This is a genomic window from Vibrio sp. A2-1 (genome assembly GCF_021728355.1).
In the GTDB taxonomy this organism is placed as follows: domain Bacteria; phylum Pseudomonadota; class Gammaproteobacteria; order Enterobacterales; family Vibrionaceae; genus Vibrio; species Vibrio splendidus_K.
This window is the reverse complement of the sequence record NZ_JAKKCO010000002.1, coordinates 375719-397898: the sequence shown is the minus strand read 5'-3', so window position 1 is coordinate 397898 and position 22180 is coordinate 375719. Positions and strand designations below refer to the sequence as shown.

The following is a 22180-nucleotide window of genomic DNA, read 5'->3' as shown; positions in this document are numbered from 1 at the left end:
TTTACTCTTGGAGTTCGATCTGTTCTTCGATAATTGAGCGAGCTCGGTCTAATACGTCTTTTGGTGACTTATCGTTTATCCAAAATGCCGTAATTGCACTTGCCATTGGCGACCAAATGAACCCCATCTCAGGTACTGAAGGCATAGCGTCTGAATAGAAACCTTGAGTGATAATGGCGTAAGTTGCTTCGTCAGCATCGACGATAATCTCTTCCATAACGGTTGGAACTGGCGGGATAGCTTGAGCCATTTCGTAACGTTTCTTGAGCATTTTGTCAGTCGTGAGGTAGTCAGCAAATAATTGAGCTGCTCTTGGGTATTCAGTATAGGAAGAGACAACTGCAAGCCTAACTGTTGAGAAAGTACGAGGTTGCTGACCTTCTAATTTCGGCATAGGCACAACTCCAAAGTTTATACCTGAGTTTTTATAACCTTGAATCGCCCACGGACCATCGATAATCGCGGCAACTTTCCCTTCGCTAAATAAACCACGGCGAACTTGCGGGTTACGCATATCAATAGGGTTAGAGTCATTAGCAACACGCAGTTTCTTCATTGCCTCTAAACCTTGTTGAGCCTTTTCAGAGTCAATGCCGATATCTTTTGCATCCGTCCCGTTTTTACCAAACTCATAAGCGCCATAGAGTGTGACGAACATACGTGACTCGTAGTAATTTTGGATATCCCAAAGTAAGGCGTACTTATGCTCTTTTTTACTATTGAAGGATTTTGAAAACTCAATGAGTTCCTCAAAGTTTTCAGGCGCTTCAGGCAGTAGGTCTTTGTTATAGAAAAGAGCCGTTGTTGCGAAGCTGACAGGGAAGCCATAACTGCCGCCTTCTGCTTGTGACGCACTGATAGCATTTTGCATGAATGTGCTATTGATTCGGTCTGCAGAGACTAGATTTTCCATTGCGCCACCGGCAACAACTAAACGCCCCAGTAGGTCATGTTCAATCTCGGCAACGTCAGCAACACGCGCTGAGCCACCATCTTGAATAAGTCGAGATGCCGAATCGATGGGTGCAAGCCCTCTAAATGAGAACTTAATATCTTGGGCGAAATCTTTGTTGAAAGATTCAGCTGCATATTCCATGTAATCGACAGTTGATTTATCTGTCCAGATTAATAGCTCTGCACCGCTTTCTGGCACAATTTCTTCAGCACAAGCAAATCCTGATACTAAAGCTGCAGCCATTAACGTTGTCGTAAATAGATTTTTCTTCATATCCACACCGCACAATCAAAGTAGTAGTTCATAAGATACTACTAGGTTATGTCTCGACCAAAATATGTCAATACGAATTGAGTGGAATAGAAGCTTGTTTGTGATTTGAATCACTATATTTACAGGTTTAATAGTATTGTGGCTTGTTATGTAGGAAACCAGGTTAGCTAAGGAATGGCAGCAAGAACTAGGCTCAATTTGATACTTAGATTGATGAAAACCCTACTATTCGTGATGGTGGTCAATTATTTCCATAGCTAAAGGTGACCAATGTCTCATATATCATTTCTATAGGAAGAAAAATAAAAATAAATGCAGAACAATAATTAGGCGTTCAACGTGAACTACTAAGATTCGTGGCCAGAATTATTAAAAAATAACTCCATTGCCGGATTAATAAGGAAATACTGTGAAACGAACAATATTGTCTGTAGTGATAGCTAACACCCTACTTATTAGCACCACTGCACTAGCAAGCGACCGAGGCTTTGCACCTGAAGATACTTTTTTTGATGAAGCTATGCAGTTTGGCGGGCACGTTGGATCATCAGTTGAGTATGAATACAAAACGACTACCGACTGGGCGAAGTGGGGAGGGACTGAATCTACTGAGAAAACTAGGACTCACGAAGTAGTAAGTTTGTTCTACAAAAATGCTAAGTGGAACATGTCGGCTCTGTATGCGTTTAAATTGGAAGACCGTAAGAAAGAACAAACGGGATACAGTGAAACAGAAGATGGTTACAAACATCTTTTATCACTGAACAAAGGTTTTAACATAGGCAGTGGCTGGGCGACTGGTGCGGTCTATGACATCGAATATACAAGAAGCCAGATATATAGCACGGCAGGTGTTAATGGATTACGCCATACCACAACAGAACACAGTTTTAGACCATACTTAACCTACTGGAATAATGAATATGGTGCTGGTTTCTATTCAAACCTTGAATATTTATTGAATGATGAAGATAAGAGTGCGTGGGGCACGATAAAAGAAGAGGGATATAGTTTACTCTTCAAGCCATATAAGCGTTTTGGTAACTGGGAAATGGGCGTTGAGTTTTTCTACCAAATTAAAGAAAACGACGCAAACGGAAATAAAGTTAGCGACTTTACTGAAAAATACGCTGAGCCAATTGTTCAATACAGCTTTGATGATGCAGGCACAATGTATGTGCGAGCGCGTATCGGTGAAAACGAAACGAATGGAATTGGCAGTAACGATGATTACTTCAAAGATATTCGTAAAGCGACAGTAGGCTATGAGCAAGCTGTAGGTGACGATTGGCTAATGAAAGCTGAGTATGAATGGGCGAAAGATACTGAAACATCGAATGCTGCTCAATATGCAGGTGATGAAAAAGTGGTTGAACAAAACACCCTCTTCTTACAAGCTTTATACCGCTTTTAATAAATAGTAGGTCGAACATCATGATAAAAGTTTCAGAAATTGCTCAAATCCTTGGTGGCAAAGTAGTTGGTGATGAATCAATTGAGATATCAACGATTCGCCCAGTATCAAGCGATGAAAAAGGAGGGTTAGCGATAGTATTTGCTAAGTCAGATCTTAAAGGGCTTTCTGAAACTTTAGCGGATGTCATTGTTGGACCAAAAGTTGTGCTTGAAACTCAAGCCAAAACGAAAATTATCATTGATGAGCTTGATGCCGATAAGCTCAATCAACTAATGCGTTTTTATAAAGTACATAAGTATCAATTATTTGATCAATGCAATACCTCTGATACTCCAGATGTCTATATTGGAAAGCACTGTCAAATAGGTGAAAACTGCCACTTTATGCCCGGTGTGAAAATCATGAACGGCGTGACGATAGGTAATAATGTCGCCATTCATGCCAATACGGTTATCAAAGAAGGGACCGTGATCGGTAATAACGTGACTATCGATTCCAATAACTCGATAGGTAATTACAGCTTTGAATATATGACTGGCAAGTTAACACGCTATGAGCGCGTAGAAAGCGTTGGTCGAGTGATTATTCAAGACGATGTTGAAATTGGATGTAACAACACTATTGACCGTGGCACCTTAGGCAACACCGTGATTGGACGAGGCACCAAAATTGATAACCTAGTGCAAATAGGTCATGACTGTAAGATTGGGCAGCATTGTTTATTAGTTTCTCAAACGGGTTTCGCAGGGCACACCATCCTTGAAGATAACGTGATTGTACATGGTCAAGCTGGCACTGCTGGGCACCTCACGATAGGCAAGAACTCGGTTGTTAAAGCGAAATCAGGTGTGAGTCATTCTTTCCCAGAAAATAGTGATCTGTTTGGCTATCCAGCAAAAGACGCACGTTCGTATTATAAGAACTTAGCCATGCTTAATAAATTAACAAATAACAGCAAGAAACCTAGTAGTAATGAATCTGCTAAGAATAAGGGGTTTATCGCAAGGGTTTTTAAATTATGAATATTATTAAGTGACAATTTTATGAACGAATCAATTAATATTGTTGATGCTTATATAAGAGATAGTATTGAAGGTGTGTATTTAGAGTTAGGTGATAACTCTACTTTAAATATCCCGCCTCATCATCAAGAATGCTTGTCTAACTATATTAACGAAAAAGTTAAGTTTGGTATTCGACCTGATTTTATTTATCTAGCGGATGATAACGATAAATTGAATACCGTAGAAGGTCAGTTTACTGAGTTACAAAAACAGGATAATGGCTATAACCTTATTTTTAATATTGAACATAAATTGTTTGTTTCAAAGGTTAGAAATAAAGTTTTGAATACCAATGATATTGGTAAATATTTTAACGTGAACTTTGATACTTACTTTAGTCATATTTTCGACCATGACACGAAGATGAATCTGACTATTTAATGATTAGAATAATAAGGAATTTATAATGAAACGTACTCTGCTGCTTACTGCTCTTTTGTCTTCTGCATTAATGGGGTGTGCAAGCACTTCAGACGCTCCCGCTATTGAACAAAGTCTTGCTACTGGTCCTTTTGCTGACTGTAATCTAGCGAGTGTTGAAGACCGTGGTCCAATTCGTCCTTCACTGTTTGTGATTGGTACTTTCCCTGATGGTCAGTGGATGCACATGGATAACCGCCAGATGTCTCATAAAGGCAATGGTATCTATCAAGTCGTGAGTGAAGAAAAAGCAGGCAATGTAAGCTTACAGTTTGCAACCATGAGTTGGAATCCTCAATTTACTGCTGCAGGTAAAGAGATGGAAGTAGGCTATGAAAAAGAACTAAAACGTGGTGGTTTTGCTAAAAATACAACGGTAAATATCCCTGAAGATGGGAAGTACTTGTGGAGTATTGAGATCAACAAGGATAAGAAACCAGTACGAGCACTTATAAAGGCGTGTAAATAGCATTATTTCCGTTGAGAGTACTAATAGACGTTCAAAGTCGTTCGGTCCACCTATAAGTTATACTTAGTACTCTCTTCTTTTGCCTATTTAGCGAGTGTTTTTACTCTGTAGAATCACTCGCTAAGTGGAACTATTCGCTAAATAAACAGTTTTAATTTTTTGAATAAGCGATACCAAGTGAGCCTTATTTTTACACTTGAGTATATAACCCGTATGCGGAGTATCAAATGGCAACAGTTAGCCTACGCAAAGTAGAAAAAGAATACGACAATGGTTTTAAAGCTGTACATGGAATTGACTTAGATATTCATGAAGGTGAGTTCATGGTGTTCGTGGGTCCATCTGGTTGTGCTAAGTCAACCACACTGCGCATGATAGCGGGTCTTGAAAGTATTTCAGGTGGTGATATCCGTATTGGTGATCAAGTCGTTAATGATTTACCTCCTAAAGATCGTGGCATTGCAATGGTGTTCCAAAACTATGCGCTTTACCCGCATAAAACGGTTTTTGACAACATGGCCTTTGGTCTAAAGATGCAGAAAAAGCCGAGAGAAGAAATCAAACAACGTGTTGAAGAAGCGGCTGAAAAATTAGAAATTACAGATTTGCTTTATCGTAAACCGAAAGAAATGTCGGGTGGGCAACGCCAGCGTGTAGCTGTGGGACGAGCGATTGTGCGTAAACCTGATGTATTCTTATTTGATGAACCGCTGTCTAACCTTGACGCCAAATTGCGTGTTTCAATGCGAGTTAAAATTGCTCAACTGCACCAGTCTTTGAAAGAAGAAGGCAACCCAGCAACAATGATCTATGTGACACATGATCAGACGGAAGCGTTAACGCTAGGGGATAGAATTTGTGTGTTAAACCAAGGCAACATCATGCAAGTCGACACTCCTTCCAATCTTTATAATTACCCAAAAAATAAATTTGTAGCTGGCTTTATTGGTTCACCAGCAATGAACTTAGTGAACACAACCTTACGTAAACTTGGTGACGATATTTACGTAGAACTTGCACCTGGTGCCCAAATTATTATCCCTAAAGATAAGCAAGAGAAGTTGCTTAACTACATAGATAAACCAGTGTGTTTAGGCATTCGACCTGAGCATATTGATTTAGCTAACGATGATGAAACGGTGAATGTTCACCCAGGTGAATTAACCGTCGTCGAAAACTTAGGTAATGAAAAGTATTTGTACTTTAGAATTGGTAATAATGAAATTGTTGCTCGTGTTAATAATCAAACCATTACAACCTCGGATATTGGCAGTAATGTGAGGTTTAATTTTGATTCAGGGTTCTGTCATATATTTGATTCAGAAACGGAAGGAAATATAACCTTGTAAATATGGCTAGTTATATTAACTACCATTAACGTCATTTAAATAATTCCTAAATATACGTAGGGGTTATTTTTAGTAAAAAGTAAAAAGTAAAAAGTAAAAAGTAAAAAGTAAATCAAGATTATTTAATGCCGATGTAACCATCCAAGATTTTGTTTGGAGGGTTTGCTGTACCCCTAATAACCATTTATCAACGTAAAATAGGACAAGATGATGAAGAACAAGTTAGTACTCTTTTCAGTATTGCTTGCTTCCTTGCCTGCTGCTGCAGATTGGAATCAAGCTTATTTTCGTGGAACTGCAAATAATTGGCAAACAGAAAGCATGGTTAAAGTGAAAACTAACCATTGGCAAATAGTTAAAAAATTTAACACAGGGGATGGCAGTAACCCCCCAAGTTTCAAAATCGACCGTTTTGGTGATTGGTCAGAAAATTACCCACTAGCTAACTTCGTTGTTGATCCTAATAAAACGTATGAGATTAACTTCTACGCTGATACTAACAGTGTTGTAGTCCATGAAAAACTAGCTTTTGATATGCGTGATGAGACGATGTACTTCGTCTTTTTAGACCGTTTTTCTGATGGCGATTCTGCAAATAATACCGGTAATAATGCTCAGACTTACTCTGCAGACCGATCTGATTATAAGAAGTATTTTGGTGGTGATATCAAAGGGTTGTTAGGTAAGTTAGATTACCTAAAAGACATGGGAATTACTTCTATTTGGATTACCCCGCCTGTTAATAATGTCGACCAATTAAACAAAGATGGTTCAGCTGGTTATCATGGTTACTGGGGACGTGATTTTTTCCAAGTGGATGAGCATTTAGGCACAATTGACGATTTCCGCGCTCTTAGCCAAAAAATGGATGAGTATGACATGAAGTTGGTGCTGGACTACGCACCAAACCATTCTAACCCCAATGATGAAAATGAATATGGTGCGTTATATAAAAATGGCGTGTACCAAACTAACTTCGATGGCGATACTGAAAACTGGTATCACCATAATGGTGGAGTGACGAATTGGGATGATTATTATCAAGTTCGAAACCACAACTTATTTAATCTATCCGACTTTGACCAAAGTAATGAGAAAACCTATCAATATTTAGTTGAAGGAGCAAAGTTCTGGATTGACCTCGGTGTAGATGGCATTCGTATTGATGCGATTAAGCATATGGATAAATCTTTTATTCAACGCTGGACTGGCGACCTAAACAATTACGCAAAAGCTAAGGGTAAGCCTGGGTTCTACTTCTTTGGTGAGTGGATGGATGCTGGTGCCACGGCTACGGGTATTAATGCTAAATCGATTGATTTTGCTAACACATCTGGCTCTGCACTATTAGATTTTGGTCTACGTAATACGATAGAAGACGCGCTGTTGCGTGCCAATGGTACTGGTATGTACGCGATTAATGAGTACATGAAAATTCGCGATACTAAGTTTACATCGAGTGACTGGCAGGTTGTATTCTTAGATAACCATGATGCTCCGCGTTTATCTACGGTTCTTCGTTCAGACGCAACTAATTTCGGGCCAGGTAAAGATAAATGGGGCGGTCGCCAGAGTGTTCCATTCGCTCAAGATCGTGTTGAGTTAGGTTTAGCTCTTATTATGACTTCTCGCGGTGTCCCTTGTATCTACTATGGCACTGAACACTATGCAGCGAACTTTACGACCAATGGGTTTGGACAAGTAGGTAATGACCCATATAACCGTGAAATGATGCCAAGTTTTGATACTAATACGCCGGCTTATCAAATGATTAAGAAACTGAGTAAATTGCGTAGAGAAAGTTATGCGATTCAACAAGGTTCTTATATTGAACGTTGGGTAAGCAATGATGTTTTAGTCTACGAGCGCAATGCTGGGGATGATGTGGTTGTCGTGGCAATGAATTTAGGTAACAGCACTTCTGTGAATGCCATTAACCTAGGTTTAGCGAACGGAACTTACGATAATGTCTTAGGTAGTGATCAAGTTGTCGTATCGGATGGTAGTGGTACATTTAATTTAGAGCAGAATGAAGTCGTTGTGCTGAGAACGCTTCAGCAATAGCAATTTGGCTTAGTTAAGATTAAACGCTAGCAATGAAGGTTGCTGGCGTTTTTTATGGGTGATATTTTGATTGAGGTACAGACCATAATTAGTACGTTTAAATCGAGTATCTATTAGTTCAGAGTGAATTTTTATCATTAAGCTGGGGTGTTGAAGGTAATCGTGATAATTGAGTAGCTATAGCTTTTAGAGGTGTATATGGAAGTATTGTTTGGTGGTGTAGATGTGTGCTTACTTCATGTATGAGACTTACTATATCAGATACAAAAAAGCCGCTGATTTCTCAGCGGCTTTTTTTAATGTGGTGGAGGGATAGGGATTTGAACCCTAGAACCGCTATTAACGGTTGCCGGTTTTCAAGACCGGTGCTTTCGACCACTCAGCCATCCCTCCAATGGCGCGTATAATATAAGGGTGGCTTTGGCTTGTAAATACCCTTATCAACTGACTGCTTTTTTTATGAACAAGTTTGTGCATTTTTATATGGTTAGAGTGAAAATACATCGAAAAATGTTCTTGATCGTTTCGACTTAAGGGATTGGGTATCTTTGAGGAAGGAAAATGGAGAAAGGATCGAATACAACTGATGTGAGGAACGTAATTAGGACCGAAGCCTTGGCTTTTGGTGTGTAGCCACCATTCCTCATTAGGGTTAACTTGCCTTTGCTGTCTATAAGATTCATAATGAATGCATCTTATAGAGTGAAATATCCCACCATGCATATCACACGTTACACTGATTATTCCCTACGAGTTCTGATCTATTTAGCGATCAACAACCAATCTCTTAGCACCATCGGCGACATTGCTAACAGTTATGGTATTTCTAAAAACCATTTAATGAAGATCGTTCAGCAACTCAACCTCAAAGGACATCTGATCGCCACAAGAGGAAAAAATGGTGGTTTGAAACTCAGTTGCCATCCAAGTCAGATCAACATAGGTACGTTAGTTCGAGAGTTAGAAGACAAACGTAACTTGGTTGAATGTTTTGGCGAGGATAATAGCTGTGTCATTACACCAAATTGCCAATTGAAAACTATCTTTGCTGAAGCTCAAGAGTGTTTTTACAAAAGCTTAGACGCTTATAGCTTACAAGATCTCCTTGGCGAAGGACACAGCTACAAGCTAGGGCAACTCTTGGCGGTTGAAGTTATTTAAAGTAAGCAAGTTTTGTTTACTCACTAGGTTTACGATGATGAAAAATTTAAATCAAAACCCCAACAATGGCGTTTCAATGACGGCATTTTTCGAACTCGCGTTTCGACCGTTTTTTTTGTTTGCATCACTTTTTAGTATTGCAGCATTAGTTGGTTGGGCTGCTTTTTGGAATGGCAGCGCAACCTTAAATGTTTATGGCGGTGCAATGTGGTGGCATATTCATGAAATGTTGTTTGGCTTTGCAGCCACTGTTGTGGTTGGTTTTTTGCTGACGGCCGTACAAAATTGGACGGGTGTCCGCAGTATTAACGGACGTGGGTTAATGATACTTCTGGCTCTATGGTTGTGTGCGAGAATAGCCATGTTCCTACCTGAGGTTCTAAGCCCTTGGCTGGTGGCTGTACTCGATTTACTGTTTTTACCGATCGCTGTAATTTATCTTGCCCACAATATTGTCAGTGTGAAGCTTTGGCGAAATCTGTTGTTCATTCCTATTCTGCTGCTTATGACCTTTGCCAATGCTGCGATGCACTATGGTGTTCTATTTCAGCAGCCACTCTTAATGTCACAAGCTAGCACAAGCATGGTGCTGTTGGTGACTCTAGTCATGTGCATTATGGGTGGACGAGTTTTTCCTATGTTTACCGCTAATGGCACACAGACACCACGAACCCCTGCATTACCATGGCTTGAAAAGCTGAGCATCGTGAGCACGATTTTCGCCGTTGTGTTGAGCTTTCAGATACTTCCAGTTCCACAAAATCTCGTTGCTTTCGTGTTTATTGTCAGTGGCTCGGCAAATGCGATTAGGGCAGTAAGGTGGAAAATATGGGTTGCTTTTAAGACTCCTCTTGTGTGGTCTCTACACTTAAGCTACTGGGCCATTTCGTTAGGGTTGGTTTTGTATGGTGTTTCGATCATTTCGTCATTGGTCACACAATCACAAGCGATTCATGCATTAACCGTTGGTGGAATGGGAGTGATGATCTTATCAATGATCTCACGTGTGTCTTTAGGGCATACAGGCCGAACTATTGCGATTGGTAAAATAATGACTGCGGCGTTAATCGCCATTGTTTTTGCCTTTATTGTTCGAGTGTTTGGTGGATACTTTACCCATGATATTGTCTCTATCATCACCTTATCCAGCGCTCTGTGGGTCGCTGCATACAGTTGTTTCGTTGTGTTGTACTTACCAATTTTAATAAAACCAAAAGCTTAAATTACTACAAGTTGCGAATGTTCAATATTGATGACTTTAAAGTTGCATTTAAAATGCATCTTTAATATTATGTCTGCAGTGAATGACTTAAACACAATCAAAGAGAGTATGATTATGAGCTGTTGTGGCGGATGTGGTGGTTCAAACCACGAAGAAAAAGCAAATGAAGCTGAACAAAAGAAACAAGCAGAGCAGCAAGAGACTAAGCAAGAAAACGCTTAATTAAAGTAGCGCTCAAGCCAAATTTAGAAATCCAGAGACTTAGATGAAGCCTCTGGATTTTTTTTATTTTTATGGATTTATGATGAGTGCCTGAAACAAGCCTAAACACTATTCGAGCCTGCAGTGAATTCTGACTCTCTAGCGAGTAACTGTACCCGATTGGCATGCACCACCAGTCTAGTCATATTGAATGAACGCGCTGTGCAGATAAGTTTGGTCTAAGGTATGTATCGATGACTGGAGTGCGGAGAGAATATAAATTGAGCTAGCCAGTGATATTCAAACAGTTATAGAGTCGTAACAGGGCTTTAAACTGTTCAGAATGAACCAAACAATCTGTCTTTGGGGAATAGTTGAATATTAAACTTTAGATTCGATTCACTTTACGTCAGACGCAAAAAAGCCGCTGATTTCTCAGCGGCTTTCTTTAATGTGGTGGAGGGATAGGGATTTGAACCCTAGAACCGCTATTAACGGTTGCCGGTTTTCAAGACCGGTGCTTTCGACCACTCAGCCATCCCTCCATTGGCGTGAATAATATAAGGGGGAGAGTGCCTTGTAAACCCTTAATTATCATAATCTTGTTTGGTTGCTTGTTTTCTAGTCATTAGCGGCAATAAAAAAGGGAAGCCATTAGCTTCCCTTTTCTGTTTGATGACTATTTAATCATTTTTTGTGTAGAAACGCTGTAACTCAGTCAGGCCTTGCATTAATACTGGTAAGCGAGGGCTTACATCTTTTAGGCGTTTGTAGTTTTGGTCATACAACTTGTAGTTACCAAATTTATCTAACACAGTGGTTTGCTGGTCGGTAACAAGGGCAAGTTCACGTGAGTCACCCGCGAGAATCCACTTTCTTTTACGCTCATTAAACAGGCTGCGACCGCTACTGAAATCTGTTGGGTTTGAAGATACGCCCAATAGCTCTTGCATCAACGTTACGGACACGTCTAAATGACTAGAACGGTGAGTGTATTCAGAAGCAGACTTACCAGGCCAGCTGATAAACAGTGGCACTTGTAACTGATAACGACTGTAGTTGGAGTTTGCGCCCCAGCTGTTGGTCTTAGTTTCGTTAAACTCGCTACCGTGATTAGAGGTAATGATAACCACCGTGTTGTCGGTTAGCTCTAAGCGTTCCAGTTCAGTGTAGATTGTTGCTAGCTGAGCATCGGCTGCTTGAGCAGACTTTTGATAGTCTGCAGCAAAACGTTCTGCTGTCGTTAACGTTGAGTCTGACTCTGAACTTGAATCGTAGCTAGAGAAGTTATCCAGCGTGGTCAGCTCAATGAAGTTAAACCAAGGACGTTTAGCTTGTGGTGATTGAATCCAGTTAGACCAAGCTTGTATCGCGCTTTTGTCATCATAAGTTGCTTGCTCTGGCATAACATCACGGCCTCGGAAGATGATTTCCGAGTAAAGTGCATCGTCAAAGTTGTCGCCACTGAAAGCCGCAAACTTATAATTGTGATTATCTAAAACGTCCAACAGTACTGCACTTGAACCCTGAGCTTCGATGCTGCTTGCGTAGCTGCTTGGAAGGCCATAGAACAAACCGAAGATACCAAACATGTCGTTACTTGAACTGTAGTGATTGGTGAAGTTGATCGATTGTTGTGCGTAGGCATAGCTGTTTGGCATCGCTGTGGCATTAAGTGCATCAGAGCGAAGGTTGTTTACACTCACCATCAGGATATTAAGATCATCACTGCGGCGGTTGTATTGAATTTTTTCGAGCGGGTAGCTAACTAAGTTTACGTTCTCTTTGTTGGCTTCTAAACGCTGTAAATATTCTTCACGGTCTAATAGGCCATGTTTTTCCATAAAGCTTTTCGCTGTCATTGGGTATGACAGTGGGAAGTTCGCTTTCTGGCTAGTAATTGGGTTGTAGAAATACGCATCAGCCCACATGTAAGTCAAGTGGCTGCTGATGAAACACAAGAAGAAGACGGCAGTAATCGGACGGCCAATGTGTTTATGAGACAGTTTACGTTGCTTACGCCAAACCCACTCAGACAGACCTAGCTGTAATAAGAAGATAAGTGGCATAACAATGAAGAGGTGTTGCAAATCAGATGTGAATGCAGACTCCTCTCCACTAAATAAAACCTCCCACACGACAGGTGTCAGGTGGAGGTTTATATTTTGATACGTTTGGGTATCAATCAGTAGGACAGTTAAACCTATGGTTGCAAAGCAAACGGCAACCAAACGTAATAACTTCCTCGACGGAAGAATAAAAGTGAGCGGAAACAGCACTAATAGATAAAGCGCGAATACTAAAAAGCCGAAATGACCAACCCAAGATGCAGCCAAATAAAACTGACCCAATAGGGTTTCTGGCCAAGCAGATTGAGTAATATAACGAGTACCAATCAACATCGCAGCAATGATGTTGAAAAATGCAAACCAGTGACCCCAACCAACAAGTCGAGATACGCGATCGCTATATGAGTTTGCGCTGTCTACCATTTATAATTCTTTTATCCGTCAATCAAATTTAGTGAGACTTTTTATCTTCAAGAGAAGAGATTAAAGCTTCGGCAAATTTTTCAGCAATTCCTTTGCGTTGTGAAGCAGCAACATTCTGATTTAAGACATTGGTTGCGATATTTCCAGCGATCATCAGTGAAAGTTCTGGTGAAGCTTTGTGCTTAGTGAGTACAGCACCTACTTCAGCTAGGATTTTTTCAACTTGATCATCTGTGTATTTAGATATAATCGGCATAAGGACTCTAATAATGATAGTAAAAGCGGCTTATGATAACCTACTATGCACGACAACTGAAACCTGAACGGTAATATTTTCACTATGAGCCTTCACCTTTCCAACGTAATTTTACACCAGCTGAGCAAGAACGATCAGGATGAACTGATTGTTAACTATCGTGCTGAATCTCTAGAGAACGATGCTTCATCTGAAAGCCTAGTTGCTGAACTTCACCGTGTTTTTAATTCAAAAGCAGGTAAAGGGTTTGGTTCTTTCAAATCCGACAGCGAATTCCAGCAGTCGTTGCATGAATTTCGAGCGGGAGAGCAAAGTTTCTATGATTTCTCTCAAAAAAGTGCGCTACGTCTAAAAGATGAGTTATCGAAATACCCATTTGCTGACGAAGGCACTTTGGTACTCGCTGAATACCAATCACTGGCGACAGACTACCTTTTCATCGGTTTACTGCCTTCGAACCAAAGTTTGAAAGTGACTGAAGGGTTAGACATCAGTGCGACTGATTACCTTGATATCTCAAAGATGGATATTGTGGCGCGCCTTGACCTTTCAACATACGACACAGACAAAGAGTCAAACCGTTACTTAACTTACATTAAAGGACGTGTTGGCCGTAAAGTCGCGGATTTCTTCTTAGATTTCTTACAAGCTGAAGTCGGTTTGGATGCGAAACAGCAAAACCAAGTACTGATGCAAGCGGTAGAAGATTTCGTTTCAGACTCTAAGTTAGAAAAAGAAGAAGCGATCAGCTATAAAAAGCAGGTTGCGGATTACTGTAACGAACAGCTAAAAGCGGGCGATGAAGTTCAAGTTCGTGAACTTTCTGGAGAACTGCCAGCAAGCACTGATGGTACAAGCTTCTTTGACTATACTAGTGAGCAAGGCTACGAGTTAGAAGACAGTTTCCCCGCTGATCGCGCAACTATGCGTAAACTAACAAAATTTGTTGGTGCTGGTGGCGGTTTGAATGTTAGTTTTGATAGTCTGCTTCTAGGCGAACGTATCTTTTACGATCCGGAGACAGACACGCTAACGATTAAAGGCACTCCACCGAACTTACGTGACCAACTGACTCGCAATAAGTCATAGTCCGAAGTTAATGAGTAAAAGCGGCAGCAAGATGTTGTCGCTTGTTTTGTGCTTAGTCTTTTAGCTAGTGTCATGGCTTCAAGTTAACACGCACAAGGAATATAGATGGAACAATCAGTAGCAAAGCCCAAACGCTTTAAAAAACCGGCCACTTTCTTGGTTGTGCTCTTGGCTCTGTGGCTACTTCCTTCATTGGCTCTCCTTAATCTAAGCCGTTCCTACACCAATTCTCTTGCTCAAATTGAAGAACTCGGTATTCGCGTCAATGAATTGAGGCAATCGCTTTATTTCTCTGAGCCGCTGCGAGTCTCTCGTATCAATGAGTTAGCACTTGATGCTCAGTTGGTTTATTCGATCCGACTGCAGATTGAATCTGATTTTCAACACGCCTTGTTTCGCCCTGATGTGAATCAACTGCTTTACGTAGCCGATCAATTCCTAGAAAAGTTTGATGAGTTCATCCCGATAGAAAATCAGGTTCAAGACATCGTTGACAATATTAAGATACTGCGCGCTGATAAAGAGCTTTCCCCTAAACTAAAACCGCTACTCAATGAATTCGGCGTTGTTGTCTTTGAAGCGATGTATTCTGACAATCAAAGCTCGTCAGCGACTTATCGTGCGTTTGATTCCATTCTAGAAAAATCATATTCATTAAAAACTGAAGAGCAAGACGCACTGCAACAGTTATTGGCTGATGCCTCAGCGTTGTTGAGTGATTACGCTCAGCTCAATTATTTAGTCGATAAAATCAAGAAAAACTCGGTGAACGAACAGATCATTAAACTTGAAGCTGAGTTCCATGACCGTCAGTTTAACCTATTGCTAGTGATGCTAGGTTTAAGCTTGGTAACGATGATCACATTAGTGTTGTGGGGCGTTAGATCGAGAAAATTGATTCAACAAGCAGACAATGAACTGAGCCCTGAACCAGTAACTGATTCAAGTAAGGAAAATGCTCTCTCTGCGGTGAGACAACCAACTAGTGACCCTTCCGTATTGAAGATTACGCCAACGAGCAAACATTCCGACCTTCAACCTCAAGAGGGCATTAACGTAACAAGCCAGGAAATTGTTCAGCAGAATACAGAGGAAGCTCCAGTGGCAGAGAAACACATTGCAAGTGTCACTGATTCAAAGCCTGCGATTGATATTGAAGACATGCTAGAAACGCTTGATGGTGATGCTGAGTCTGTCGAATTGCTACTTGGCGTCTTTGTACAAGATCACGCTGATGATTACACGAAGTTCAAATCTCTTCTCACTAAAGATGAAACCTCTGCTGCTCGTATTGTACATAGCTTAAAAGGTGTGGCAGGCAGTATCAAAGCGTCTCGATTAGCGATCATTGCAGCAACTATTGAAATGACAATGAAACAGTCGAGAGCGATCAGTGAACACGATTTAGAAGAACTAGAGGCGGCAATAAAAGCCTCTATAGATGCTGCGTTTGAATATTTAGATAAGCAGCGTTAACTTTTGTAGGAATTTTGACAATACTCTGACGAAGTGCTCATACAATCCGCGCCCTTAGTCTTTGTCAGAGGTTTACATGTTACGATTTTCGAGTCGACGTTGGATGGTATTGGTGCTTAGTATTGCGCTAAGTGGTTGTTCTCTATTAGAAGTTAAGTTAGATACTCAGACGACGCCTCTCACTCAACAAGAGCTGAATGCTCGAATCATGACGCGTGAATACGCCAAGATGTTTTTTATGCGAGTAGAAGACTCTGCCGATCTCATTGCTCAATCTTACCCTGCTGATGACACCTTACATCAATCTTATGTCTTGCTTTGGAAGATCCATGCGGAGCAGGGCTTACAGCAAGCGGCTTATCAAACTTCACCGATGTCTGCCTTAATCGACTCGTGGGTGTTCACTGCCCAAATGAATCAGTTTTATCGCCAAGGCGATGGTGCGGATCTGTTCGCGACGGATCATGCGGTAGAGACTGCTCGTTTTCTTGATCAAGAAGCAGAAAAACTGGCAAAGGGTGTATTGAGCTCGAGTGATTTCAAGAACAGCAAAGTGTTCGTTGCGCAGTTTGCTGCTAGCCACCCATTTAAAGACCTCACATTCAGAATCACCCCCGCTTACCGTGAATGGCTGAACTATCTAGGTAAAGACGAGTCGCAAATTGTCCAGAGCTTAGGCACCATGCCAGAAGCAATGAGTGACGCATCCGATCGTTTAAGTTTGATGGCTGACCAGACGCCTAAACTAATGTCTTGGAAAGCGGAGCTGGTTGCGTTAAACAGTTCGCTAACGGGTGAAGACCTGTCTATGACATTAGAAAGTCTTCGTCAAACGTCAGCAAGCATGCAAGACTTCATCGAGAACAACCCTGAGTACATGCAAACACTGGCTTCAATTATGTCGACAGAAATGCAGCCTCTACTCAACGATCTTAGCGACAAGACAGACCAGAAATTAGCGATGCTCACTGAAGAGCGTGTAGCGTTAGAAAAAATGGTGACACGTGAAAGAGAAGCTCTGGTAGAGATGATTGCGAAAGAGCGCATTGAGATTGCAGGTATCGTGACTTCAGAGAGGGAGTTGTTTACGCAAGACCTTGACCGCGTATCTCAAGAGGTAGTGGTACTTGCTATTGATAAACTGATGGAGTTAATCAAAGGTGTGATTATCTACTTCATCCTGTTTATCTTAGTGGTGTTCTTTGCACCGTTAGGCATCGGTTACTGGCTGGGTAAGCGAACCATAAATAGATAAATAGATAAACCAGTAGATTAAAAAAGAGCGCCCTAGGGCGCTCTTTTTGCATTTATATCATTAACGTTTTTGTACTTACTTTCTAAAGCTCTGAGGTATTAACTTATGCTTGCTGCTTAGTAAGCTCTGCCGCTTCTTCAGTTTCAACGGCTGGTGCTGTTGGTTCACACTTATCAACGAACCAACCCATGTAAGAGGTAACGATAGTCACGATGATACAGATGAAGCTTAGCCACATGAACGGTGCGTAAGATAGCGTTGCAACGCCTAGAATACTCGCCATGTAGATACCGTTATCACTCCAAGGAACCATACCTGACGTTAACGTGCCACCAAACTCAGCATTACGAGATAGGTTCTTACGTTTGTAGCCCAAGCGGTCGTAGTTTTTCGCACAGATTTTTGGCGTAAGGATTAATGATACGTACATCGCAGAACCGAACACGTTACCCATGAAAGCCGTACCAATGGTGCTGGTTGCTAGAGAACCTGCGCTGTTTACACGGCGCTCGAACACTTTAGCAATTGTCTCTAGTACGCCCACTTTATCCAGTAAGCCACCAAAACCTAGACCAAATACGATAACCGCGACCGAACCAAGCATTGAAGACATGCCACCACGGTTAAGAATTGAATCAATGAATTCTACGCCAGATGAGATAGAGAACGGTGCCCAAGCAGTGTTGAATGCCGTTAGGAAATCGATCTCTTGGATCATGACTGCCCAGATAATACCAAGCAGAGAACCAAAGCTGATTACTGGGAATGAAGGCATACGGAAAGCCAACAGGCCAAGCACGATCAGTACTGGAACGAATGAGTAAGGCGTGATGTAGAACTGAACTTCCATTGCTTTGATGACAGAATCTACTTGGCTCATGTCAACATTACCTGCGTAGTGGAAACCAAACGCAGTAAACATGATGCCAGTAATAATGTAGCTGATTAGCGCAACAGGCAGCATGCCTTTGATGTGTTCAACCACTTCGACACCAGACATTGAAGAAGCCAGAATCACTGAATCAGAAAGTGGAGACATCTTGTCACCGAAGTAACAGCCTGATAGCACCGCACCCGCTGTAATTGGTGCTGGAACACCTAAGCCTTGGCCAATACCCATCATCGCGATGCCTGCAGTACCCGCGGCACCCCAAGACGTACCGGTCGCCAATGCGGTTAGAGAACAGATGATCATGGTCGCTAAAAGGAAGATAGAAGGGTGGATAGCTTTCAGACCATAGTAAATGATAGTAGGTACGATCCCGCCTGAGATCCAAGTACCAACAAGAGCGCCAACGGCTAAAAGTATTAAAACCGCGCCTAAGCCATTGGATATTCCTTTGAGTGCTGCTTTTTCTAAGTCTTTGTATTCGTGGCCAAGACGAATACCAAGAACCATGATAATGAACCAACCAATATACAAGGCAAGTTGAATTGGAAGGTCAAGCTTTGCTGTAAAGGAAAAAGCAAGGGATAGAAATAGTCCTAACGCGATGAATACCTGTAATAGGTTCGGTAGGCGAGTTTTACTCTGCTTCATAAAAGCCTCTTGTTAATTCGAGCATTTATAGTGCTTCGTTATAGTGTGTGGTGCAAAACGGACACTACAGTAATTAGTTTATTATATCGAAAAAATACGCCAAAGTTGTGATATTTGACTGTTAACTCAATCAATTGTGGTTTCATAATCTGAAATTTTGTTAAATTCATGATTGTTACATGTTGAAGTTTGTCGCACGTTGTTTTCGTTTTGTAAAATATAATTCTGATTAACCTTGGATTAAAAGAGGGATTTACTGTTTGTGATGGGTGTCGATTCAAGCGGTTTTGGCGATGTAAATGTTTGAATTTGACGATAATGGGTGCTTTAACAATGGTCCAGACATTGAATGTCGATACAGAGATAACTGCACGATTCATTACGTTCACTTAAAAGAAACGAAAAAGTTACACTTTTTGACAAAAAGCGCTTGAGTTCTGTTTCTGAAAAACTTATAGATGGGGGAGAGCAATTTTTAATTTATACATGGAGAGTGAGCGATGAGAGTAGGTCTAGTTGGTTGGCGCGGTATGGTTGGTTCTGTACTAATGCAACGTATGGTTGAAGAGAAAGACTTCGACTTGATTGAGCCTGTTTATTACAGCACATCTCAGATTGGTATTCCTGCCCCTGTTCTAGGTGGTAAAGATGCGGGTCTACTTCAAGACGCTTTTGATATTGATAGCCTAAAACAGCTTGATGCTGTGATTACCTGTCAAGGCGGCGATTACACATCAAAAGTATACCCAGCACTGCGTCAAGCAGGTTGGAAAGGCTACTGGATTGATGCAGCTTCTACTTTGCGTATGGACGCTGATTCAATCATCACTCTTGATCCTGTTAACTTGGCTCAAATTCAGCAAGGCATTCACGGCGGTACTAACACTTTCGTTGGTGGTAACTGTACTGTGAGCTTAATGCTTATGGCTTTGGGTGGCCTTTACGAGAAAGGCATGGTCGAGTGGATGAGTGCCATGACTTACCAAGCGGCTTCTGGTGCCGGTGCTAAGAACATGCGTGAACTGATCTCACAAATGGGTGTGATCAACGATAGCGTAAGTTCAGAGCTAGCAAACCCTTCAAGTTCCATACTTGATATTGATAAAAAAGTCGCTGATACCATTCGTTCATCTTCATTCCCAACAGACCAATTTGGTGCTCCGCTTGCGGGCTCATTAATCCCTTGGATCGATGTGAAGCGTGAAAATGGTCAAAGCAAAGAAGAATGGAAAGCAGGTGTTGAAGCGAACAAGATTCTTGGCTTAGATGGTCAGCCAATCCCTATTGATGGTACTTGTGTACGAATCGGTGCAATGCGTTGTCATGCTCAAGCACTAACAATCAAGCTTAAGCAAGACGTGCCAATGGACGAGATCGAAGAGATCATCGCGACGCACAATGATTGGGTTAAAGTGGTTCCTAATGACCGTGACATCACGGCACAGGAGCTAACACCAGCGAAAGTAACAGGTACTATGTCTGTACCAGTAGGTCGTCTGCGTAAGATGTCTATGGGTAACGACTTCCTGAACGCGTTCACTGTCGGTGACCAATTACTTTGGGGTGCTGCAGAACCACTACGTCGTACTTTGCGCATTATCCTTGCTGAGAAAGCGTAATAGGCAAGATTGCTTAAATTCTATTAGCTGATAAACCGAAAGGGTTGACGATAAACGTCAACCCTTTTTAGTTTATTGATATCTCGTTATTCGGCCCTCGAAACTGTCCTTAAATCTCTTCGCATCTCGCTACTCGAATCTCGTGTCTGCTTTTATTTCTCGTCGGTGACGACACGCTTGTCTGGGTCTGCCAATTCACTCGCACAGTGTTTGCAATACATGGCATCCGAATCATGGCCAGCGCGGTTGCAGTTCGGGCACTTAACCAACTCTTTGTGTGAGTTCATTTCATTACTGAGTTCTGCGGTAATGATACCCGTTGGGACGGCTAGGATAGAGTAACCCAATAGCATGGTAAGCGAAGCGATCGCTTTACCTAACGCGGTTTGAGGGATCATGTCACCGTAGCCAACCGTGGTGATGGTTACAATTGCCCAATAAATACTGTGGGGAATACTGGTGAAGCCATTTTCTGGTCCTTCAATAACAAAGATCAGAGCGCCGAAGATAACGACCAAGATACCCACTGTACTGAAGAAGATCAGTATCTTTCGTCGTGCCATCAACAGTGAGCGCAACAAGATATTGGAATCTTGCAGGTAGCGAACTAGTTTTAGAATTCGGAAGATACGCATGACACGCAGCAGTCTCACTACACCCATAAATGAAGCGCCTGGGAAGATGATTGCTAGGTAGGTTGGAAGAATCGCCAATAGGTCAACGACACCATAAAAGCTGGTGGCATAAGATTTTGGTTTCGGAGAGCAATAGAGCCTTAATAAATACTCAAGAGTGAAGAGGGCTGTAAAGGTGTATTCGATATAACGCAGCTGCTGTGACCATTCGGTCATCACATTAGGGATGGACTCTAAGATCAGAACCAACAGCGAAGCCAAGATTGCAACGATCAGAGAGATATCAAATGCACGTCCGGCTGGCGTGTGAGTACCAAAGATAATGACGTACAAATGATGCTTGAGTGGCTTGCGTGACATAAGGAAAGATTCATCTTCTGTTAAATGCATTAACAATCATTATACAAGCTTCATAATAACGAGGCGAGTGAAAGCCCAATTGCTTTACTCGCCTCATCTATCGTTCAGTAGTGGTTGCCCTTTTTAGAGCAACTGAAATGCCGTTAAATGTTATGCCAAACCTGGGAACAGGTTACGTAGACCATTAGCGATGAACTCGATGCCCAATGCACCAAGAATCAAGCCCATGATACGAGTGATAACGTTGATACCGGTTTGACCTAAAAAGCGAACGATAACCGGCGCTGAACGGAACAGAAGCCAAGAGCACGTTGCAAACGCGATGATACTAATGCCGATTCCTACGGTATCAATGGCTGCAGGATAGCGAGAACCATAAACAATGGTCGAGCTGATTGCACCCGGGCCTGCCATTAGCGGCATAGCCAGTGGTACAACACCGATTTGTTCTTTGCTGATGTATTCAGATTTCTCTTGTTTGTTCTGTTTATCTTCACCGAGCTTACCGCTCATCATCGAAAATGCGATGCTCAGCAATAGCAAACCACCTGCAACACGAAATGAATCTAGCGAGATGCTAAACATATCAAGCAGCATTTGCCCCGCAACAAGCGACACAATCAGGATAACGGCAACAGCAATGTTTGCTTGTAAGGCTGTCCTGTTCCTCTCTTCTGGCGGCATATGAGCAGTAAGAGAAACAAAAACAGGCATGATGCCGATAGGGTTTACGGCAGCAACAAGCCCAAGGAAGAATTGCATAAAAATTGCGAGTTCTAAGCCTTGCATGAGAGCGGTCTCCAGTTAGCGTACTTAAAGTTGAAGTGTTGATCTGTGAATAGTCAGAGCGCGTAATGTAAGGG

At 41.7% G+C, this 22180-nt stretch carries 18 protein-coding genes and 2 tRNA genes; 12 read left to right on the top strand and 8 right to left on the bottom strand.

The features are described 5' to 3' along the window. Nucleotide 1: 1 nt before the first annotated feature. Nucleotides 2-1228 carry a maltose ABC transporter substrate-binding protein gene (locus L3V33_RS09410; protein WP_020477191.1) on the bottom strand — a complete coding sequence of 409 codons (1227 nt, stop codon included), beginning with the start codon at nucleotides 1226-1228 and terminating at the stop codon, nucleotides 2-4. Between the two features lie 409 nt (nucleotides 1229-1637). Between L3V33_RS09410 and L3V33_RS09405 the strand changes: the two genes are divergently transcribed. The 6 genes from L3V33_RS09405 to L3V33_RS09380 all read left to right on the top strand — a co-directional run bounded on the left by L3V33_RS09405 (nucleotide 1638) and on the right by L3V33_RS09380 (nucleotide 8011). Then, nucleotides 1638-2642, top strand: coding sequence for a hypothetical protein (locus L3V33_RS09405; RefSeq protein WP_004734074.1), 1005 nt, complete (start codon nucleotides 1638-1640; stop codon nucleotides 2640-2642). A gap of 20 nt (nucleotides 2643-2662) precedes the next feature. After that, nucleotides 2663-3667 (top strand): UDP-3-O-(3-hydroxymyristoyl)glucosamine N-acyltransferase, encoded by a 1005-nt coding sequence (gene lpxD, locus L3V33_RS09400; protein ID WP_017092509.1) that lies wholly within the window; start codon nucleotides 2663-2665, stop codon nucleotides 3665-3667. A gap of 21 nt (nucleotides 3668-3688) precedes the next feature. After that, nucleotides 3689-4090 (top strand): hypothetical protein, encoded by a 402-nt coding sequence (locus tag L3V33_RS09395; protein WP_017092510.1) that lies wholly within the window; start codon nucleotides 3689-3691, stop codon nucleotides 4088-4090. A gap of 25 nt (nucleotides 4091-4115) precedes the next feature. Next, on the top strand, nucleotides 4116-4598 hold the full coding sequence (locus L3V33_RS09390) for a glycosidase (protein ID WP_076646545.1): 483 nt from the start codon (nucleotides 4116-4118) through the stop codon (nucleotides 4596-4598). Nucleotides 4599-4825: 227 nt separating this feature from the next. Further along, entirely contained in the window at nucleotides 4826-5947 is a 1122-nt protein-coding gene (ugpC, locus tag L3V33_RS09385) for a sn-glycerol-3-phosphate ABC transporter ATP-binding protein UgpC (protein ID WP_004734070.1), read from the top strand. 210 nt (nucleotides 5948-6157) lie between these two features. Then, nucleotides 6158-8011: an alpha-amylase family glycosyl hydrolase gene (locus L3V33_RS09380; protein WP_017091299.1), complete on the top strand. Its 1854-nt coding sequence runs from the start codon at nucleotides 6158-6160 to the stop codon at nucleotides 8009-8011. 302 nt (nucleotides 8012-8313) lie between these two features. Here L3V33_RS09380 and L3V33_RS09375 read toward each other — a convergent pair. Further along, nucleotides 8314-8404 (bottom strand) — tRNA-Ser (locus L3V33_RS09375). A 324-nt stretch (nucleotides 8405-8728) separates the two neighbouring features. On the opposite strand from L3V33_RS09375, the gene L3V33_RS09370 reads away from it, so the two are divergent. Then, a complete protein-coding gene (locus L3V33_RS09370; RefSeq protein ID WP_004734067.1) occupies nucleotides 8729-9172 on the top strand; it encodes an Rrf2 family transcriptional regulator in 444 nt (147 codons plus the stop codon). A 37-nt stretch (nucleotides 9173-9209) separates the two neighbouring features. Next, nucleotides 9210-10394: an NnrS family protein gene (locus tag L3V33_RS09365; RefSeq protein WP_237290286.1), complete on the top strand. Its 1185-nt coding sequence runs from the start codon at nucleotides 9210-9212 to the stop codon at nucleotides 10392-10394. 655 nt (nucleotides 10395-11049) lie between these two features. Here the strand turns inward: L3V33_RS09365 and L3V33_RS09360 are convergent. From L3V33_RS09360 to L3V33_RS09350, 3 genes are all read right to left on the bottom strand, one after another. Then, nucleotides 11050-11140: transfer RNA gene (locus tag L3V33_RS09360), tRNA-Ser, on the bottom strand. Between the two features lie 138 nt (nucleotides 11141-11278). Continuing rightward, nucleotides 11279-13087 carry a DUF3413 domain-containing protein gene (locus L3V33_RS09355; RefSeq protein WP_237290285.1) on the bottom strand — a complete coding sequence of 603 codons (1809 nt, stop codon included), beginning with the start codon at nucleotides 13085-13087 and terminating at the stop codon, nucleotides 11279-11281. Nucleotides 13088-13115: 28 nt separating this feature from the next. Beyond that, a complete protein-coding gene (locus tag L3V33_RS09350) occupies nucleotides 13116-13343 on the bottom strand; it encodes a YejL family protein (protein ID WP_004734063.1) in 228 nt (75 codons plus the stop codon). Nucleotides 13344-13427: 84 nt separating this feature from the next. On the opposite strand from L3V33_RS09350, the gene yejK reads away from it, so the two are divergent. The 3 genes from yejK to L3V33_RS09335 all read left to right on the top strand — a co-directional run bounded on the left by yejK (nucleotide 13428) and on the right by L3V33_RS09335 (nucleotide 17163). Beyond that, entirely contained in the window at nucleotides 13428-14432 is a 1005-nt protein-coding gene (gene yejK / locus L3V33_RS09345) for a nucleoid-associated protein YejK (RefSeq protein WP_017079528.1), read from the top strand. A gap of 105 nt (nucleotides 14433-14537) precedes the next feature. Then, nucleotides 14538-15908, top strand: coding sequence for an Hpt domain-containing protein (locus L3V33_RS09340; protein WP_237290284.1), 1371 nt, complete (start codon nucleotides 14538-14540; stop codon nucleotides 15906-15908). A 76-nt stretch (nucleotides 15909-15984) separates the two neighbouring features. Further along, nucleotides 15985-17163, top strand: coding sequence for a chemotaxis protein (locus tag L3V33_RS09335; protein ID WP_237290283.1), 1179 nt, complete (start codon nucleotides 15985-15987; stop codon nucleotides 17161-17163). A 103-nt stretch (nucleotides 17164-17266) separates the two neighbouring features. On the opposite strand, the gene nhaC is transcribed toward L3V33_RS09335, so the two are convergent. Continuing rightward, nucleotides 17267-18703 (bottom strand): Na+/H+ antiporter NhaC, encoded by a 1437-nt coding sequence (gene nhaC, locus L3V33_RS09330; protein WP_017079531.1) that lies wholly within the window; start codon nucleotides 18701-18703, stop codon nucleotides 17267-17269. A gap of 500 nt (nucleotides 18704-19203) precedes the next feature. Between nhaC and asd the strand changes: the two genes are divergently transcribed. Continuing rightward, a complete protein-coding gene (gene asd / locus L3V33_RS09325) occupies nucleotides 19204-20322 on the top strand; it encodes an aspartate-semialdehyde dehydrogenase (protein ID WP_017079532.1) in 1119 nt (372 codons plus the stop codon). Nucleotides 20323-20474: 152 nt separating this feature from the next. Here asd and L3V33_RS09320 read toward each other — a convergent pair whose 3' ends face one another. Then, nucleotides 20475-21317 (bottom strand): ion transporter, encoded by an 843-nt coding sequence (locus tag L3V33_RS09320; protein WP_026012221.1) that lies wholly within the window; start codon nucleotides 21315-21317, stop codon nucleotides 20475-20477. Between the two features lie 150 nt (nucleotides 21318-21467). Further along, complete coding sequence (locus tag L3V33_RS09315) at nucleotides 21468-22106, bottom strand: YchE family NAAT transporter (RefSeq protein ID WP_004734056.1); 639 nt, start codon at nucleotides 22104-22106, stop codon at nucleotides 21468-21470. Nucleotides 22107-22180: the final 74 nt, after the last annotated feature.